This window comes from Mycobacterium sp., from assembly GCF_032162105.1.
Lineage (GTDB): Bacteria > Actinomycetota > Actinomycetes > Mycobacteriales > Mycobacteriaceae > Mycobacterium.
The window spans coordinates 1-15204 of the sequence record NZ_JAVRPS010000627.1; the positions used below are offsets into that span (position 1 = coordinate 1).

The 15204-nt window shown below is 65.1% G+C and carries 12 protein-coding genes and 2 pseudogenes; 7 read left to right on the plus strand and 7 right to left on the minus strand.

Annotation, left to right across the window (positions count from 1 at the left end; all coding sequences use genetic code 11):
• A partial coding sequence (locus tag QOC69_RS31760) for a mycobacterial-type methylenetetrahydrofolate reductase (RefSeq protein WP_526446474.1) occupies positions 1-560 on the plus strand: 560 nt, incomplete at its 5' end.
• A 127-nt stretch (positions 561-687) separates the two neighbouring features.
• On the opposite strand, the gene QOC69_RS31765 is transcribed toward QOC69_RS31760, so the two are convergent.
• The 4 genes from QOC69_RS31765 to QOC69_RS31780 all read right to left on the minus strand — a co-directional run bounded on the left by QOC69_RS31765 (position 688) and on the right by QOC69_RS31780 (position 4860).
• Complete coding sequence (locus QOC69_RS31765; RefSeq protein ID WP_184441671.1) at positions 688-891, minus strand: cold-shock protein; 204 nt, start codon at positions 889-891, stop codon at positions 688-690.
• 124 nt (positions 892-1015) lie between these two features.
• Positions 1016-1489 (minus strand): DUF5078 domain-containing protein, encoded by a 474-nt coding sequence (locus QOC69_RS31770; RefSeq protein ID WP_526446475.1) that lies wholly within the window; start codon positions 1487-1489, stop codon positions 1016-1018.
• 42 nt (positions 1490-1531) lie between these two features.
• Positions 1532-4435, minus strand: a complete 2904-nt coding sequence (locus tag QOC69_RS31775; protein ID WP_526446476.1) for an MMPL/RND family transporter — start codon at positions 4433-4435, stop codon at positions 1532-1534.
• A complete protein-coding gene (locus tag QOC69_RS31780; RefSeq protein ID WP_526446477.1) occupies positions 4432-4860 on the minus strand; it encodes an MmpS family transport accessory protein in 429 nt (142 codons plus the stop codon). The genes QOC69_RS31775 and QOC69_RS31780 overlap by 4 nt, the downstream gene beginning before the upstream one ends.
• 308 nt (positions 4861-5168) lie before the next feature.
• Between QOC69_RS31780 and QOC69_RS31785 the strand changes: the two genes are divergently transcribed.
• Together QOC69_RS31785 and QOC69_RS31790 are read left to right on the plus strand one after the other, a co-directional pair.
• Positions 5169-5546, plus strand: coding sequence for a DUF732 domain-containing protein (locus QOC69_RS31785; RefSeq protein WP_526446478.1), 378 nt, complete (start codon positions 5169-5171; stop codon positions 5544-5546).
• 58 nt (positions 5547-5604) lie between these two features.
• Positions 5605-5703 (plus strand): annotated as a pseudogene (locus tag QOC69_RS31790) (LLM class flavin-dependent oxidoreductase); the annotation flags it as partial.
• 26 nt (positions 5704-5729) lie between these two features.
• On the opposite strand, the gene QOC69_RS31795 reads toward QOC69_RS31790, so the two are convergent.
• Positions 5730-8231 carry a glycogen/starch/alpha-glucan phosphorylase gene (locus tag QOC69_RS31795; protein ID WP_526446479.1) on the minus strand — a complete coding sequence of 834 codons (2502 nt, stop codon included), beginning with the start codon at positions 8229-8231 and terminating at the stop codon, positions 5730-5732.
• A 102-nt stretch (positions 8232-8333) separates the two neighbouring features.
• Complete coding sequence (locus QOC69_RS31800) at positions 8334-9074, minus strand: SDR family NAD(P)-dependent oxidoreductase (protein WP_526446480.1); 741 nt, start codon at positions 9072-9074, stop codon at positions 8334-8336.
• Between the two features lie 91 nt (positions 9075-9165).
• On the opposite strand from QOC69_RS31800, the gene QOC69_RS31805 reads away from it, so the two are divergent.
• Positions 9166-9690: a hypothetical protein gene (locus QOC69_RS31805; protein ID WP_526446481.1), complete on the plus strand. Its 525-nt coding sequence runs from the start codon at positions 9166-9168 to the stop codon at positions 9688-9690.
• Between the two features lie 73 nt (positions 9691-9763).
• On the opposite strand, the pseudogene QOC69_RS31810 reads toward QOC69_RS31805, so the two are convergent.
• Positions 9764-10535, minus strand: a pseudogene (locus QOC69_RS31810) (SDR family NAD(P)-dependent oxidoreductase).
• A 158-nt stretch (positions 10536-10693) separates the two neighbouring features.
• On the opposite strand from QOC69_RS31810, the gene QOC69_RS31815 reads away from it, so the two are divergent.
• The 3 genes from QOC69_RS31815 to QOC69_RS31825 all read left to right on the plus strand — a co-directional run.
• Positions 10694-11722 carry an NAD(P)H-dependent amine dehydrogenase family protein gene (locus QOC69_RS31815; RefSeq protein WP_526446484.1) on the plus strand — a complete coding sequence of 343 codons (1029 nt, stop codon included), beginning with the start codon at positions 10694-10696 and terminating at the stop codon, positions 11720-11722.
• 1 nt (position 11723) lies between these two features.
• Positions 11724-13454: an Hsp70 family protein gene (locus QOC69_RS31820; protein WP_526446482.1), complete on the plus strand. Its 1731-nt coding sequence runs from the start codon at positions 11724-11726 to the stop codon at positions 13452-13454.
• A 28-nt stretch (positions 13455-13482) separates the two neighbouring features.
• Positions 13483-15204: acyl-CoA dehydrogenase family protein (locus QOC69_RS31825; RefSeq protein WP_526446483.1), on the plus strand; the 1722-nt coding region annotated here is incomplete at its 3' end.

Below are 15204 nucleotides of genomic sequence, written 5' to 3' on the forward strand. Positions count from 1 at the left end.
TCGCCTTCGTCGGCGTGCCACGCACCATGAACGACGGCGAGGGTTCCGGTGTCGCACCCACCGACGCCCTGTCGATCTTCGACGAGCTGGTGGACAACCGCGGCGTCATCCTGATCCCCACACGCGACGGTGAGCGGGGGCGATTCGAATTCAAGTGCAAACAGGGTGCGAACTACGGCATGACCCAGCTGCTGTACTCCGACTCGATCGTCGGCTTCCTGAAGGATTTCGCCAAGACGACGGACTACAGACCGGAGATCCTGCTGTCATTCGGCTTCGTGCCGAAGGTCGAGGGTCGCGTCGGCCTGATCAATTGGCTCATCCAGGATCCCGGCAACGCCGCGGTCGCCGCCGAGCAGGAGTTCGTCAAGTTGCTCGCAGGCACCGAACCGGCACGACGGCGTCAGCTTCTCGTCGACCTGTACAAGCGGGTCATCGACGGTGTCGGGGACCTCGGGTTCCCGCTGAGCGTTCACTTCGAGGCGACCTACGGCGTCAACAAGGCAGCCTTCGACACCTTCGGTGAAATGCTTGCCCACTGGTCGCCGACGCCAGCATGAACTGACCGAACACCTTGAAGAATTCTTCGAGGATTGGCGAATTCACTCGGTCCCGAGATACAAAAAACCCTGCGCTGGAATCGGATTGGATCCGATCGTTCAGCGCAGGGAATTTCGTAAGCGTGTCTTAGACGGCGGTGACGCCGACTGCCTGAGGACCCTTGGCACCCTGGGCGATCTCGAACTCGACGCGCTGGTTCTCGTCGAGCGACCGGTAGCCTTCGCTTTGGATCTCCGAGTGATGAACGAACACGTCCTGCGCGCCGCCATCAGGAGAGATGAAGCCGAAGCCCTTTTCGGCGTTGAACCATTTCACAGTTCCCTGTGTCATACTGTTTACTTCTTTCTTCATTCTGAATGAGCGTAATTCGATACACCCATGCGGGGAGCCTACCACCCATGGCTAGTCCGTCGGGACAATCTTTTACGCCGGATTCAGCCGTACGTCGCTGGTGTCAGGGTTGGACCGGCCAGTCCCACACGGACATGTCACCGGGCGGGTAGCTGTTGCAGACCTCGGTGGCGTGCGCGACGACGCCCTTGTTGTTGAAGAAGACCTTGGCCCAGTTGCCCCAGTGGGTGGCCACCTGCTCGTAGTAGGGATTGGTGGCGGTGTCCTCGGAGTACTGGCGACGGCCTGCGTAGTCCAGCGAGAAGAACCAGTGGATGCGGTCTTCGGCCATCTGCTGGATGTCGGCAGGCCGGTTGCTCTTGTCGAGCATGTACCGCTCGAAGTACACGGGACTGGTGTCACGCGCGGCAGCCAGGTACTGCTCGGTGTCGCAGGTGGTGATGATGATCCGGTGGGGGATCGGGTAGTCCTCCGTCGAATCCGCCGCCGCCGGACCGGCGAACGCGGTCGCCGCAACACCGAAGGCCGCAGCGACGAGACCGCCGCGAACCGCCAACCCACGCAAGCTCTTCACCATGGTTTCCTCCTCAACTCATCAAACTCTGCAATTCGGCAATTGTCACGCCGTGGGAACGGGTTCGAGATCCTTCGGCGGGGTCGGCGGCGTCGGCCACGGCACTGGCACGGGCCGTTGCCGCACGCGTTGCGGCCACCAGAACCACTTGCCGAGAAGCGCGGCGATGGCCGGTGTCATCAGTGAGCGAACGATCAGTGTGTCGAACAGGAGGCCCATACCAATCGTGGTACCGACCTGCCCGATCACGGCGAGGTCACTGACTGCCATCGACATCATGGTGAAGGCGAACACCAAACCGGCCGAGGTCACCACCGAGCCGGTGCCGCCCATGGCGCGGATGATGCCGGTGTTCAGGCCGGCGTGTATCTCTTCCTTGAACCGGGACACCAACAACAGGTTGTAGTCGGCGCCGACGGCCAACAGGATGATCACCGACATGGCCAGCACCATCCAGTGCAGCTCGAGGCCGATGATGTGCTGCCACACGAGCACCGACAGGCCAAACGAGGCGCCGAGCGAAAGCAATACTGTGCCGACGATGACGGCCGACGCCACAACGCTTCTGGTGATGATCAACATGATGATGAAGATCAGCGCCAGCGCCGAGATGCCAGCGATGATCAGGTCGTAGTTGGCGGCATCCTGCATGTCCTTGAAGGTGGCCGCGGTGCCGGCCAGGTAGATCGTGGCTCCCTCGAGAGGTGTGCCCTTGACGGCTTCCTTGGCGGCCTGCTGGATGGCGGCGATATGCGAAATGCCTTCTGGCGACATCGGATCGCCGTCGTGGCTGATGATGAAGCGCACCGAATGCCCGTCGGGCGAGATGAAGTTCTTCATGCCGCGCTTGAACTCTGGGTTGTTGAAGGCTTCCGGTGGCAGGTAGAAGGAGTCGTCGTTCTTGGATGCGTCGAACGCCTCGCCCATGGCGGTCGAGTTCTCCTGCATGGCCGACTGCTGATCCTGCATGCCCTTCTGGGTGGCATACATGGTCAGCATCATGTGCTTCATGCTCTTCATGGTCTCGATCATCGATGGCATCAGGGCGACCAACTGCGGCATGAGCTTGTCCAGGCGCTCCAGGTCCGGCAGTAGGTTCTGGATGTCGTCGGTCAGGAGGTCGATGCCGTCGAGGGTGTCGAAGACCGATCTGATCGACCAGCAGACCGGGATGTCGAAGCAGTGCGGTTCCCAGTAGAAGTAGTTCCGCAACGGCCGGAAGAAGTCGTCGAAATCCGAGATGTTGTCCCGCAGTTGGGCGATGTCGATGGTCATGCCCTTGATCTTGGTGACCATCGAGTGGGTGACGGCCGCCATCTGTGCCGTGAGGGCCGACATCTTCTCCATCGTGTTGATGGTGGTCTGCATGTCGTCGGCCTGTTTCAGCATGTTGGCCATGAGGTCTTGGTTGTACTTCTCGTTCATCTTCTGGGTGGTGCCGTTCATGCTGATCTGGAACGGGATCGAGGTGTGCTCGATCGGTGTACCCAGCGGCCTCGTGATCGCCTGCACGCGAGCGATGCCGGGCACCCGGAAGACAGCCTTGGCGATCTTGTCGATTACCAGGAAGTCGGCCGAATTGCGCAGGTCGTGATCACTCTCGATCATCAACAGTTCGGGGTTCATCCGCGCCTGTGAGAAATGCCGGTCCGCGGCCGCGTACCCCGTGTTCGCGGGTATGTCGGCGGGCATGTAGTTGCGGTCGTTGTAGTTGGTCCGGTAACCGGGCAGGGTGAGCAGGCCGACCAATGCCAGCGCAATCGTCGCGACCAGGATCAGGCCGGGCCACCGGACGACCGCGGCGCCGATCTTGCGCCATCCCCGCACCCGCATTGCCCGCTTGGGCTCCAGCAGGCCGAAGTGGCCAGCCACGGTCACCACGGCAGGCCCGAGGGTGAGCGCCGCAAGTACCACGACCACCATGCCGATGGCCAGCGGGATGCCGAGCGTTTGGAAGTACGGAAGCCTGGTGAAGTGCAGGCAGAAGGTTGCACCGGCGATGGTCATGCCCGAGCCGAGGATGACATGGGCCGTGCCGGCAAACATGATGTAGTAGGCCGACTCTCGGTCCTCGCCGGCCCCTCGCGCTTCCTGATATCGGCCTATCAGGAAGATGGCGTAGTCGGTGGCCGCGGCGATCGCCAGCGTGACGAGCAGGTTGGTGGCGAAGGTCGAGAGCCCAATGATGTTGTGGAAGCCGAGGAACGCGACGACGCCGCGAGCGGCCGCCAACTGGAGCACGACCATCACCAGCACGATGCCCACGGTGGCGATCGACCGGTAGACGAGCAGCAGCAGAATGATGATGACCGAGAACGTGACCATCTCGATGAGCTGCATGCTTCGGTCACCGGCGACTTGCTGGTCGGCCTGTAGCGCGCTAGGACCAGTCACATAGGCCTTCACCCCGTTGGGCGCCTGGACGCTGTCGACGATCTTCTGGACCGTCTCGACCGATTCGTTGGCCAGGGACTCGCCCATGTTGCCTGCGAGGTACACCTGGACGTAGGCGGCCTTGCCGTCGTTGCTCTGGGAACCGGCGCCGGTGAGCGGGTCGCTCCAGAAGTCCTGCACGTGCTCGACGTGCTTGGGGTCGGCCTCGAGCTTGGCGACCACCTGGTCGTAGTACTTGTGGGCGTCGGCGCCGAGTTGCTCCTGGCCCTCCAGCACGATCATGACCGCGCTGTTGGACTTGAACTCCTGGAACTGATCGCCGACCTGCTTCATCGAGATCACCGACGGTGCGTCGTCGGGGCTCATCGACACCGAGCGCATCTGCCCGACCGTCTCCAGCTGCGGCACGACGACGTTCAGCAGGGCGATGACGGCGATCCAAACCAGGATCACCACTACCGCCAGCTTGCGGAAGGTCCGAGGGATGAAGGGCCGGGCCGCATGCCGCGACGTCGGAATGGCGTCGGTCGTGGGCTCGCTGATGGGTTCGGTCACGCTGACTTCACCAGGCAGAAGGTTTGGGCGCTCACGCCGTTCGAGGTCCTCTCGTCCTTGACTACGTCATCGACGGTGATGCGGCAGGAGATGTCGTTGCCGTCGCCCTGCGCGACGATGTTCGGCAGCACCGATGGTGCCGTCGTGCTCAGCGTCAGCGACCACGGCAATGCAGCGCCGTCGATCCGCTGGGGCTTCGAATTCAGATCGAGGTAATTGATGTCCGCGTAAGTCCCCGTACCGAATATCTCGTATTTCACGACTTTCGGGTTGAACGGCTCGGCGTCGTCGGCGAAGTTCTTAGGCGTGACGATGATGCCCTCGGAGCCGAAGAAGCCGCGGATCCGCTGAACGGTGAAGCCCGCGACGACCACCACGAGCACGATCACGAGTGGAATCCAGACCCGCTTGAATACGCGGATCATGACTGCGGCAACACCGTGTGGGAAGAGGGTGCTGCGGCCGTGTTCTTCGGTTCGGCCGCGGTCGTCGCTGTCATCCCCACCTCGCTCTTCGCGGTCACGGACGGATCTCGTTCACGTGACAGATTAGCTAATATAACTGATAGATTAGCTGGGTTAAGTTAATCATGGCGACCCTACCTCGTGGCCGCTGCGTGCCGGGTACCTCGGACCACGCGGCGAGGCGAACCAAAGGGGTTGCGAGACAAGTGAATCACGTGGCCAGGCGATTGGGGTAAGTGAAGAAAATGGATGCGCATACAATTCGCAGTGTGAAGGCAGTGATCTTGGCAACAACAGCCGTTGCCGCAGGGCTCTTGTTGGCCGCGCCGGCCAACGCCGACCCCGATACCGATTTTGGCAATGAGCTGCACACTTACGGTATCTACGGGCAGAAGGACTACAACGCGTGGATCGGCAAGATCACGTGTAAGCGGCTGCGTACCGGGCTGGACGCCAACGCCTACGAGTCGGCGGTGTTCTTGAAGAAGAACCTCGAGAAGGACAGCACCGAGCAGCAGGTCTACCAGTTCCTCGGTGCGGCCATCAACTACTACTGCGACGATCAACGGCCGGTCCTGACGAGCATCGCCGGACTTCCGCCACTGCCGCCATCGGAGCCGGACGTCCCGTTGCTCGCGGAGGGCTGACCGCGCGGATTCGCGCATCACACCCGGGCGTCATGACGAACTCGACGTCGGCGTGTACGTGAGCCGGACCGAACGGCTTCGCGTCGGACACATGGTGCTGTGCAACCAGTTTCGTCATCCCGCCGTGCTGGCGAAGGTGGCCACCACCCTGGACCAGACAAGGTGATCAGCCAGCTCTGACGGTCAGACCTTGACCGTTACCGGGCCCACGTTCCAGATGTCGTCGCAATACTCGGTGATCGCCCGGTCCGATGAGAACTTGCCGCTGCGGGCCGTGTTCAGGATGGACATTCGCGACCACGCGTCGCCGTCCAACCACGCCGCCGACACCCGCTCCTGGCACTCCACGTAGGACGCATAGTCGGCCATCACCAGGAACGGGTCGTCATGGACGAGGTTGTCCACCAGCGGACGGAACACCTCGGTGTCGCCATGGGAGAACTGCCCTGCGGAAATCAGCCCAAGCACCGCCTTGAGCTCGTCGTTTCCGTCGATGTAGTCGGCGGGCCGGTACCCGTCGCGCTTGACCGCCTCGACCTCGGATTCGGTCAGACCGAACAGGAAGAAGTTCTCGGGCCCGGCTTCTTCGCGGATCTCGACGTTGGCGCCGTCCAACGTGCCGATGGTCAGCGCACCGTTGAGCATGAACTTCATGTTGCCGGTGCCCGACGCCTCTTTTCCTGCGGTCGAGATCTGCTCCGAAAGATTTGCCGCCGGGTAGATGAGGTGCGCATTCTGGACGTTGAAGTTCGGCACGAACGCGACCTTCAGGTAGCGGTTGACCTCGGGGTCGTTGTTGATCGTCTCGCCAACGGCGTTGATCAGCTTGATGATGCGCTTGGCCATGAAGTATCCGGGGGCCGCCTTGCCGCCGAAGACGAACGCGCGCGGCGCAATCTCGAGTCCGGGATTCATCTTCAACTGGAAGTACTGCCGGATGATGTGCAGCACGGACAGGTGCTGGCGCTTGTACTCGTGGATCCGCTTGACCTGAATGTCGAACATCCAGGTGGGGTCCAACTCCACCCCGGTCGCCGAGTGGAGGTATTCGGACAGCCGAGCCTTGTTGGCGCGCTTCACGTCCCGCCACTGCTGACGGAACTCGGGATCGCCGATGAAGGCCTCCAGCCCGCGAAGCCGGTTCAGGTCGGTCAGCCAGCCGTCACCGATCGTGCGGTCGAGGAGCCCGCGCAAGCCCGGGTTGGACAGCGCCAGGAAGCGCCGCGGCGTGACGCCGTTTGTCTTGTTGGAGAAGCGCTCCGGCCACATCTCGTAGAAGTCCTTGAGCACGCTGGCCTTCAGCAGGTCCGAATGCAGGGCGGCGACGCCGTTGATCGCGTGGCTGCCTACCGTGGCGAGATGCGCCATGCGCACGGTCTGGCCACCGTCCTCACCGATCAGCGACATCCTCCGCGCCCGCTCGACGTCGCCGGGGAAGTGTGCCCGGACCTCGTCCAGGAAGCGGCTGTTGATTTCGTAGATGATCTCCAGGTGCCGCGGCAGGGAGTCGCGGAAGAGGCCGAGCGACCACTTCTCCAGCGCTTCGGGCAGCAGGGTGTGGTTGGTGTAGCCGAACGTCGCGACCGTGATCGCCCAGGCTTCGTCCCAATCGAGTCGACGTTCGTCGACGAGGATGCGCATGAGCTCCGCGACCCCGATCGACGGGTGGGTGTCGTTGAGCTGCAACGCGAACCGCTTGGGCAGCTCCTTGATGGAGACGTCGGCGAGATCATCGATGATGTGCACGACGTGCTGCAGCGAACACGATACGAAGAAGTACTGCTGCAGCAGGCGAAGCCGCTTGCCCGCCTCGGGCTCGTCGTTCGGGTACAGCACCTTGGTGACGGTCTCGGAAGTTACCTCTTCCTCGACGGCCTTGTAGTAGTCACCGGTGTTGAAGGCGTCCAAGGCAAACGACTCGACGGCTCGGGCGCTCCACAAGGTCAGCACGTTGCAGGTGTTCACGCCGTAACCCTGGATCGGGGTGTCGTAGGCGACGCCCTTGATGACCTGTTTCGGCAGCCAGCGCACGCGGGCGGCCCCGGCGTCGTCGACGTACTGCTCGGTGCGGCCACCCCAGTTGACGAGGTAGTTGACGTCGGGTTTGGCGATCTCCCACGGGTTTCCGTTGACCAGCCAGTTGTCGGTCTTCTCGATCTGCCAACCGTCGGAGAACTCCTGCTTGAAGATGCCGAACTCGTAGCGGATGCCGTAGCCGATCGCCGGTCGCTCGAGGGTGGCCAGCGAGTCGAGGTAGCACGCCGCGAGGCGTCCTAGGCCCCCGTTGCCCAGCCCGGGCTCCGGTTCGCACGCGAGCACTTCGTCGAAGTCCTGGCCGAGTTCGTCCAGCGCCGCGCGGGCGGCTTCCTCGATCTGAAGGTTGAGCAGGTTGTTTCCCAGCTGCGGCCCCATCAGGAACTCGGCGGACAGGTAGCAGGTCACCTTCCGGCCGAGATCGAGCGAGGTCTGCGTGGATGCCACCCTGTTGTCCTGCATGCGGTCCCGCACGGACAGGGCGAGTGCCCGGTAGTAGTGCTCGGGCTTCAGGGCGGCCGCAGGCCGGCCGATCGAGTAACGCAGGTGGTCGAGGATGTCCCGGCGCAGGGCATCGGCGGACAGGCCGGTGCGGCTGGGCTCCAGGGGAGCGGCCTCGGAGGAGTTCGGAGTCTGGACGACATCGGTCACGGCGCGATTGTCGCAGCGGTGCGTGCACGCCGCATTCGCAACGGACGTCGCCCAGGTGAACGCACGTCTACGGAGATGTGACGTCCAGTAGGGCGGGGCAGGTCAGCCGGCGCCCTTGCCGTTGTCGACGCGGTACACCGCACCGTGGATGGCAGCGGCGTCGTCGCTGGCCAGGAACGCGATCGCCTTGGCAACGTCGGCGGTCTCCATGAACCCGCGAGGGGAGGCGATGCGCAGGATCAGGTCCCAATCGGCGTTGTCCGGTGCTTCGAACTCGGTGGACTGCGCGGTCGGCATTCCGCCGGGGCACACCACGTTCACCCGCAGCTTCTCCTTGGTGAACTCCACCGCGAGCGCCTTGGTGAGACCGACCAGACCGTGCTTGGCCGCGCAGTAGCCCGCCGAGTACACCTCGCCCTCGACCCCGGCGATGGAGGCCACGTTGACGATGTTTCCGCCGGCTTCCAGCAGATGCGGCAGGGCGGCGCGGCACAGGTAGAACGGGCCGTTCAGGTTGACCGCGAGGTCCCTTTCCCAGTCCTCGTCGGTAACCGCCATGGTGTGGCGCATCTCGTGGAATCCGGCGACGTTCACCAATACGTCGAGCCTGCCGAAGGCGGCCACGCAGTCAGCCACCGCCTGCCGGCACGCGGCGGGGGTGGTGACGTCCACCGAGGAGTACCTGCCGCCGGGCACGTCGGCGAACACCTGCGCCATCCGGTCCGCGTCTCGGGCGATGCCGAACACCGACGCACCGCGCTGGGCGAACAGCTTCGCCGTTGCGGCGCCCAGCCCCGCCGACGTTCCGGTGATCAAGGCGACCTTGCCCTCTAGTGACGTCATGGCTGCACCTTCTCATGCGGGCCCGCACCCACTCGGCGCCGCGTCGGGCAAAGCGGTGACTTTGATGAATGGCACTGCGATACTCATCCCCATGACGATCGCCCGGGTGCTCGCCGTCGCCGCCGCCTTCGCGAGTGTGGTGCTGGGATTCGCCAGCCCCGCCCGCGCGGATCAGGTGATGCAGGGTATTTACACCTACACCCAGGGCGACATCGTCGCGGAGTGGACCATCTACCCGATCTGCGTCCCCACCGTCGGTGATCTGCGGAACAACCTGGAGCTGCCGGTGGCCTGCACGCTGCACGTGTCGGCCAGACCAGCGACGAAGGCCAGCGGCGGCGACGCGAAGCTGACCGGCGGGCTGTGGGTGTACTCCAAGAACACGCAGGATGGCCTGCAGTGCGCGGACGGGAGCACGGCGGCGCTCCAGGAGACCTACAAGTTCGATGACCTCACCATGACCGGCACCCGCTCGGTGATCCACAACGACGTGTGCGGTCTGCCCGCCGAGATCACCAACTACCCGTTCACGCTGGCCTTCAAGGAGCCGCTGCCGATCCCCGTGGACCGCTACCCGCTGTACTGCGAGCCCGGTGGCCTGAAGCGGTGCTTCTGAACCGATCGGCAAGCCGGTGCCGGATGGCCCTACCGGGCAATGCAATTCAGGGTCACGCCGACGGATGTGACCGTTAGACCGTGAATCCGCCGTCGACATTCCAGTTCGCACCGGTGATGTACGCCGCTTCGGGTCCGGCCAGATAGCTGACCACACCGGCGACGTCGCGAGGATGACCGTAACGCCCCAGCGCCATCACCTGCTTTGCCGCATCGGCGAATTCGCCCTCCGCAGGATTCATGTCGGTCGCGATCGGTCCGGGCTGCACGTTGTTGACCGTGATGCCGCGCGGTCCGAGCTCGCGCGCCAGTCCGCGGGTCAATCCGGCGACAGCCCCCTTGGTCATGGCGTAGACGGAAAGGCCAGGACCGGGCACCCGCTCGGCGTTGATGCTGCCGATGTTGATGATGCGGCCTGCGTCGCCGAGGTGCTGGACGGCCCGCTTAATGGCGGCGAACATTCCGCGGACGTTGATCGCAACCAGACGGTCGAACTGCTCCATCGGAAAGGACTCGATGTCGGTGATGTATGCCACGCCTGCGTTGTTGACCAGCACGTCCAACCCGCCCAGCTTCGCAACCGTTTCGTCGACCGACCTGGCGACCTGCTCGGGATCGGCGCTGTCGGCCTGAATCGCGATGACGGTGCCGCCGTCGGCGTTGATCCCGGCGGCCAGTTTCTCCGCCTCGGCCGCCGACGCCCCGTAGGGTGAACGCGACCGAGGCGCCGTCGGCGGCCAGGCGCCGCACGATCTCCGCCCCGATGCCACGCGACGCGCCGGTCACCAGTGCTCGTCGTCCGTCGAGAGGCTTGATGTTCGGTATGCCCTCGGTTGTCGTGGTCATGTCGATGTGATTCCTTCCGGGTCCCGTCCTTCCAGTTCGATCGAACCGGAACACCACCAAATCCTGCCCGCTTATGGTGAAGTCCGAGACGGGGATCTATTGAGAGGTGACAAGTGACCAAACGAGTTGTGGTCTGGGGTACGGGTTTCGTCGGCAAGATGGTGATCGCCGAACTCGTCAAGCACCCGGGGTTCGAACTCATCGGCGTCGGGGTGAGCAATCCCGAGAAGGCGGGTCGCGACGTCGGCGAGATATGCGGACTGGGTCGCTCGCTGGGACTGACCGCCACCGACGACGTCGACGCCCTGATCGCCCTTCGGCCCGACGCGTTGGTGCACTACGGCCCGACGGCCGCCCACGCCGACGACAACATCGCGCTCATCACCCGGTTCCTGCGGGCCGGCATCGACGTCTGCTCCACGTCGATGACGCCGTGGGTGTGGCCGAAGATGCACCTGAACCCGCCGAACTGGATTCAACCGATCACCGACGCCTGCGAGGCCGGGCAGTCGTCGTGCTTCACCACGGGCATCGATCCCGGCTTCGCCAACGACCTCTTCCCGATGACGCTGATGGGCCTGTGCTCGGAGATCCGCACGGTGCGGGCCTCCGAACTGCTCGACTACACCAACTACGAAGGCGACTACGAGTACGAGATGGGCATCGGCAAGCCGCCGGAGCACCGACCGCTGCTGGAGAACCAGGACATCCTCGTCTTCGCCTGGGGCGCAACGGTTCCGATGATCGCCTACGCGGCGGGCATCAAGCTCGACGAGATCACCACAACCTGGGACAAGTGGGTCACCCCCAACGAACGCAAGAGTGCGAAGGGCATCATCCCTGCGGGCAACGTCGCCGCCGTGCGGTTCACCATCAACGGGGTCTACAAGGGCGAGACCCGAATCCAGTTGGAGCACGTGAACCGGATCGGCGACGACGCCGCACCGGACTGGCCCTCGGGCAACGAGAACGACGTCTACCGAGTGGACATCGAGGGCACCCCGAGCATCTTCCAGGAGACGGCCTTCCGGTTCACCGACGGCTCCGGCCGCGACGCTGCGGCCGCCGGCTGCCTGGCCACGGGACTTCGCGCGCTCAACGCGGTGCCCGCCGTCAACGACCTGCCGCCGGGCTGGGTGACCCCACTGGACCTCCCCTTGATTGCGGGAGCGGGCACGATTCGATGACGTGGCAGACGGGATAGGGCTCTCGGTCGGCGCCGCCAACCTGCGGGCGGTGGTGGTCGACCGTGCCGCGGTGACCCGGGCGGCGGTGCTGACGCTGTATCCGCACCGGCCGCCCGAGGTCGGCCTGCCCAGCGAGAACCCCAACCTGGCCGAGCGTGGCCTGGTCATCAACGACTTCGTCGACCGGGTCGGCGACCCGGTGGGCATCGTCGCGCCCGACGGCTCGTCCCACCGCGCCGACGTGCTTCTCGCCGACGCCCTGCGGGCGATGCTCTACGCCGTGACCCGGGGCCAGCCACCTGCGGGTCCGGTGGGCGTCACCCACCCCGCGCACTGGCGGCCGTCGGCGGTCGATGCCCTGCGCGGCGCGCTGGCGGCGGTGCCCGAGTTCAGTACCGGAAAACCCGCGCCGCTGGTGTCCGACGCCGTGGCCGCGCTGACGGCGCTGCAGCACGACCCGGGCGTGCCCGCCCGCGGCGTCATCGTCGTGTGCGACTTCGGGGGCACTGGCACCAGCATCACCCTGGCCGACGCAGCGCACGGCTTCGCACCTCTTGCGCCGACGGTCCGGTACACCGACCTGTCCGGCGACCTGATCGATCAGGCTCTGCTCACCCACGTAATCGCGGGCCTCTCCGCGGCGGGATCGGTGGACCTGTCGGGAACCTCGGCGATCGGATCGCTCACCAAGCTGCGGGCCCAGTGTCGGGCGGCCAAGGAACGGCTGTCCACCGCCGCGGTGACCTCCATGCCCGCCGAACTGCCGGGAAGTCGCGGCGAGGTCCGGATCACCCGCAACGAACTCGACGACGCAATCCGCCGGCCGCTGGCCGGTTTCATCGAAGAGCTACAGGATGCATTGCAGCGCAGTGGAATCCAGCCTGCGGACCTGGTCGCCGTTTCGTCCGTCGGCGGTGGTGCGCGCGTTCCGATCATCACGACGACGCTGTCGGAGCATCTGCGGGTTCCGGTGGTCACGACTCCGCAGCCCGAACTGGCGGCCGCGATCGGTGCCGGTCTGAGGGCCGTCCGCGGCACCGTCGAGGAAGGTGCCACGTCGATGGCGGTGCTGCCTCCGGCCGCGGCGGCCGCGGCGGCCGCGGCAGCCGTGGTACCCGACCCGGCCGGGCAGCCGACGTCCGGCATGATCGGCGCCCTGGCATGGTCGGACGCCCAGGACGTTCCCGACGTGGCCCCCGCCGCCGACTACGGCTACCAGGAGGGTGCCGCCCCACGTCCGCAACTCGCCTTCGCCGGGCCCGAGGACCTCGACCCCGTCCAGCCCGCGCCGTTGCCCTGGTATCGCCATCCGTTCGCCATCGTCGGCGCAGCCGTGGTGGTGGCATTGGCGGCGATCGCCGCGGCCGTGGTCCTGTTGACGGGCGGGGAGGACGAACCAACACAGTCGGTCATCACGAGCACCACCACGACGCCACCGCCCACCACGACGCCGACCACCACGGTCGCCCCGCCCGCCCCGGCGCCACCGCCACAGACTCAGGCGCCGCAGACGCGCACCGCCACGCGTCGGCCTGCGCCGCCGGTGACCGTCACGGAGGAGCCGCCTCCAGAGCCGCCCCCGAGCGAGGCCCCACCGCCACCCCCGACGGAGGAGCCTCCGCCGCCGACCTCCGAGCCGCCGCCGTGGAGTCCGACCCCGCCGTACCCGACGATCCCGGGTCTGCCATGGGTGCCGCTGCCTGGCGGTCAACCGGTACAACCCGTTCCTTAGCTTCGGCGCACAACCTAGGCTCGGCGGCATGAAGAAGACGGACGGCTTGCTCTTCAATCCGAACACCTACGACCCGCAGCAGTTCGACGCCGAGACCCGCAGGCTGCTGAGGGCGACCATCGACTTCTTCGAGGGCCAGGGCAAGAAGCGCATCCTCGACGACGATCTGAAGGCGCAGTGGCCCACCGACTTCGTCGACTTCGTCAAGCGGGAGAAGCTGTTCGCCACCTTTCTCACGCCGTCGGAGTTCGCCGACGGCAACCCCGACAAGCGGTGGGACGGCGCGCGCAACGCCGCCCTGGCCGAGATCCTCGGCTTCTACGGGCTGACCTATTGGTACACCGAGCAGGTCACCATCCTGGGGCTCGGGCCGGTCTGGCAGAGCGAGAACAAGGACGCCAAACTCCGGGCCGCCGATGACCTCGAGGCCGGCGAGGTGATGGCGTTCGGCCTGTCCGAGCGCGAACACGGCGCCGACGTCTACAACACCGACATGGTGCTCACGCCAGCGAGCGAGGAGGACCGGGCCAACGGCATCCTCTACCGGGCGTCGGGGGAGAAGTACTACATCGGCAACGGCAACGTCGCGAGCGTGGTGTCGGTGTTCGGGCGGCGTGGCGACGTCGAGGGGAACGACTCCTACGTCTTCTTCGCCGCCGACAGCCGCCACGAGAACTACCACCTGATCGGCAACGTGGTCCACATGCAGATCTACGTGAGCACGTTCCGGCTGGAGAACTACCCGGTCCGTGCCGAGGACCTCCTGCACACCGGCGTGGAAGCCTTTGCCGCCGCACTCAATACGGTAAACGTGGGCAAGTTCAATCTGTGTTCCGCATCGATCGGCATGGCCGAACACGGTTTCTACGAGGCCATCACGCACGCCCAGAACCGGATCCTGTACGGCAACCCGGTCACCGACTTCTCACACGTCCGGGCCAACTTCGTCGACTCCTACGCGCGACTGGTCGCGATGAAGCTGTTCAGCCAGCGCTCCGTCGACTACTTCCGCAGCGCGAGCCTCGAGGACAGGCGCTACCTGCTGTTCAACCCGATGACCAAGGCCAAGGTCACCATGGAGGGCGAGACGGTGATGCGGTCACTGCACGACGTGATCGCCGCCAAGGGCTACGAGAAGAACACCATGTTCCGCGAGGTCGCCCAGCTCATCGGCTGCCTGCCGCGGCTGGAGGGCACCGTGCACGTGAACGTCGGCCTGGTGCTCAAGTTCATGCCGAACTACATGCTCAATCCGCTTGACTATCCCGCGATTCCGACCCGCAACGACGCGAGCGACGACGTCTTCTTTTGGAACCAGGGGCCGACGCGCGGCGCGGGCCGGGTGCAGTTCGCCGACTGGACGCCGATTTACGAGGAGCACGCCCGGATCCCGAACGTCGCGCGGTTCTACGAACAGGCCAAGGCATTTCGGCAGCTGCTCGTCTCGGCTGCGCCCGATGCCGATCAGCAGAAGGACCTGGACTTCCTGCTGAACGTCGGGAACCTGTTCTCGCTCATCGTCTACGGGCAGCTGATTCTGGAACAGGCCGCGTTGACGGGACTCGACGACGACATCGTCGATGCGATCTTCGACTTCCAGATCCGCGACTTCAGCACGTATGCCGTTGCGCTGCACGGCAAGCCGACCTCGACGCAAGCCCAGCAGGACTGGGCGATCGGCGCGATCCGCAAGCCGGTGCCCGACGCCGAGCGCTTCGATCGGGTGTGGGAGCGCGTGCGGGCCCATGAC